This is a genomic window from Accumulibacter sp., from assembly GCF_029255125.1.
GTDB lineage: Bacteria > Pseudomonadota > Gammaproteobacteria > Burkholderiales > Rhodocyclaceae > Accumulibacter.
On the sequence record NZ_JAPUVR010000031.1, the window covers coordinates 1 to 2,855 of the forward strand.

Sequence of the window (2,855 nt, forward strand, 5' to 3'; positions counted from 1 at the left end):
ATCGCGCAAAAAATGGCCCACCTTAACCGCAACATCCGCCTCGTCTTTGACTATCTGCGCATGACGAAAAACTCGCTCGGCAACGCCAAAGCGTGAAACGGGGCGGAGAACAAATTTACCGTGGGCTATTGGTCGACTTCTTCTCCCCTCAGCAACTCGCCGCCGAAATCGTCCAACTGCTTGCACAGCCTGATCGCCTGCGGGCGCAGCGTCTGCAGGCGCGGCGCGACGTTGAGCAGCACTTCGATCTCGCGCAAAGAACGCTGCCGCGTCTGATTAGACTCGTCGAGGAGCTTGCCGAACGCCGCGGCTGACCACCGGCAAGCGTGCGCCGACGCAGTGCGCCACCGGCCCGGGTCTTCCGTTCGCCGGCCGGCAGGCGCAGAATCGAACTCCACCCAGCGACGGGCAAGCCGACAGCCAGACAACAATGCAAAGGACGGACAGTGGAAACAGTTGCATTTCTTCAGCAGCAGCCGCTCTTCGGCGGAGTCGACGACCGCGCGATGGGCTGCATCCTGCCCCTGTTGCGTGAACTGAGCTTCGCCGCGGGCGAGGTGATCGTCCATGAAGGCGAAGACGGTGACTCGCTGTTCGTCATCTGCCGCGGCTGTGTCGAAATCGTCAAGAGCAGCGATTCGGCGCACGACGAACCGGGAAAACGAATCGCTACGCTCGGCGTCGGCGACGTTTTTGGTGAAATGGAACTGATCGACATGCAATGCCGCTCGGCAACGGTTCGCGCGCTCGAACCGGTTTCCGCGCTGGCGCTGTCGAACGGCGGCCTGTTCCAGATCTATGAATCCGATCTGCCGACGTTTGCGCTCATCGTCCTCAACCTGGCGCGCGAACTCAGTCGTCGTCTGCGCCGCCTTGACGAGCTGGCGGCACGGACAAACGCTGGCGCCGAGCCGCAAATCGTTGACGAGTAGCGGGCAGCGTTGGCACGCTCGCTCAGTCCGTTTGCTGCAGCGCCTTCTGCCAGGCGCGAATCGCCAAAGCCAGGCGGCCTGACATCGTCAGATATTCGCCGTACAAGATCCGATACGCCTCGAACACCCGCCCCTGCCCGGCAAGTTCGAGAACGCGTGCGCCAACTTCATGGAAGTCGGCATGCAACTGCCTGACCTCCCGGTAGTATTCGGTCGCCCTTTCCTCCAGCGACAGGGAAGAACCGTACAGCCACCGGCCAAAGGGACACTTGTCGTCGGCGCGCACGCATTCGACGCCGGGAGTCGCGGTCGAATTGACGATGGCTTGCCTGAGATCGGACATCCATACCACGTGGGCCGCCAGCGCCGCGTCCAGTTCCTTCACCTTATCCACCCCTCTGGTCCACTTCAACGTCCCCCAAAGCATGATCGCCCATCGGTGAGCGAACGGTCATTTTACATCCGAGGCGACAACACGAGCGCAAATCGAGCATTCCGAAATCACTGCAAAGTTCAGAAATCGTCTGGCGCTTCGTCCTGAAAGCGTAAGCGGATGGCGAGAACCTCGTCCTTGCGTGCGAGAAAGACCTTGACGCACTCCGGATCGAAGTGCGCCGAGGCGTTACTCTCGATATAGGCAAAGGCGCGTTCCAACGCCCATGCCCGCTTGTACGGCCGCTCCGAAACCAGCGCGTCGAAAACGTCGGCAACGGCAACGATCCGACCGTCAAGCGGGATCGCCGATCCAGCCAGGCCAGCCGGGTATCCTGAGCCGTCGAAGCGTTCGTGGTGCGCCAGTGCGATCGAAGCGGCTGCCTGGAGCACTTTCGACTGACTACCGGCGAGCAATTCGAAGCCAAGGCGGGAATGACCGCGCATGATCGCGAACTCCTCCGGGGTCAATCGGCCGGGCTTGAGGAGGATGGCGTCGGGAATGCCGATCTTGCCGACATCGTGCATCGGCGCCGCCTGCAGAATCAATTGCTGCTCCTCTGCCGAAAGACCCATGCCGGCCGCAATCAGGCGCGAAAAATGCGCCATCCGCTGGATGTGGGCACCGGTTTCCGGGTCACGGAATTCGGCCGCGCGCGACATCCGGAAGAGCAACTCCTGTTCGCGCTCATGGATGACCGAGGTTGCCTTGGCAACTTCTTCCGCCAGCCAGGCCGCGCGATCCGCCAGATGCTTGCGCGTCGTGTTGAGCGCCAGCAGATTGTGCGCGCGCGCGGCAAATTCCATGCGATCGACTGGCTTCGTCAGGAAGTCGGTCGCTCCGACCTCCAGCGCGCGATAGCGGACCTCCCGATCATCGTTGGCGGTGATCATCAGTATCGGCAACTCGGAGCGTTCGGGCAGCCGGCGCAGCCGCGTAATGAACTCGATCCCGTCCATTATCGGCATCATGTAGTCGACGATGATCAGATCAGGCAGGTTTTCGGCGCACCAGGCAAAGCCGGCCGCCGATTCGGCGAAGGCGTGCGCCTGGCAATTGCCCAGCTTGGCCACCAAGGCTTTCAGCAAGGCGAGATTGATATCGCTGTCATCGATAATGGCAACCACGTTCATCGGGCTTCTCCGGGCGACGTTGGCCAGTATAGCAAGAGCGCAGGAGAATCACGGCCTGCTGCGATGGCGCGCGCCACCGTGCGCACGCCGGCAAACCCCCGTCGGCCAAGTGCCGAACCACTTCTTTCAGGAGCCGCGAGCGAACTCGTATAATCCCGCGAATTCCGGAAATCTGCCGTCGTCGGATCGGCAGGCAAACCGGCAAGTTGCCGCGTTGAAAAGGATGTGTTAACGATGGAAGAATACGCCTGGACCAACCATTTGGCATCCGTTGGGCGCCTGCCGGTTGCCGGCTTGCTGCGGCTCCTGATGCTGGCACCGGCGCCGGTTGGCATTGGTATCAAGGGACTCGATGGC

Annotated in this window: 4 protein-coding genes; 1 reads left to right on the plus strand and 3 read right to left on the minus strand. The window is 61.7% G+C overall.

Annotated elements, in window-relative coordinates; all coding sequences use genetic code 11:
- Positions 1 to 125: 125 nt before the first annotated feature.
- Positions 126 to 257: a hypothetical protein gene (locus Q1L59_RS01345; protein ID WP_300327495.1), complete on the minus strand. Its 132-nt coding sequence runs from the start codon at positions 255 to 257 to the stop codon at positions 126 to 128.
- A gap of 189 nt (positions 258 to 446) precedes the next feature.
- Between Q1L59_RS01345 and Q1L59_RS01350 the strand changes: the two genes are divergently transcribed.
- Complete coding sequence (locus Q1L59_RS01350) at positions 447 to 932, plus strand: cyclic nucleotide-binding domain-containing protein (protein ID WP_300327496.1); 486 nt, start codon at positions 447 to 449, stop codon at positions 930 to 932.
- A 22-nt stretch (positions 933 to 954) separates the two neighbouring features.
- On the opposite strand, the gene Q1L59_RS01355 is transcribed toward Q1L59_RS01350, so the two are convergent.
- Both Q1L59_RS01355 and Q1L59_RS01360 read right to left on the minus strand, forming a co-directional pair.
- Positions 955 to 1,326 carry a CZB domain-containing protein gene (locus Q1L59_RS01355; RefSeq protein WP_300327497.1) on the minus strand — a complete coding sequence of 124 codons (372 nt, stop codon included), beginning with the start codon at positions 1,324 to 1,326 and terminating at the stop codon, positions 955 to 957.
- Positions 1,327 to 1,445: 119 nt separating this feature from the next.
- The gene (locus tag Q1L59_RS01360) at positions 1,446 to 2,498 is read right to left on the minus strand and encodes an HD domain-containing phosphohydrolase (protein ID WP_300327498.1); all 1,053 of its coding nucleotides are present in this window, start codon (positions 2,496 to 2,498) and stop codon (positions 1,446 to 1,448) included.
- Positions 2,499 to 2,855: the final 357 nt, after the last annotated feature.

Bases quoted from the DNA above. Each gene is read 5' to 3' on its own strand.
- Q1L59_RS01360 (WP_300327498.1), bottom strand. From the start codon at position 2,498: ATGAACGTGGTTGCCATTATCGATGACAGCGATATCAATCTCGCCTTG.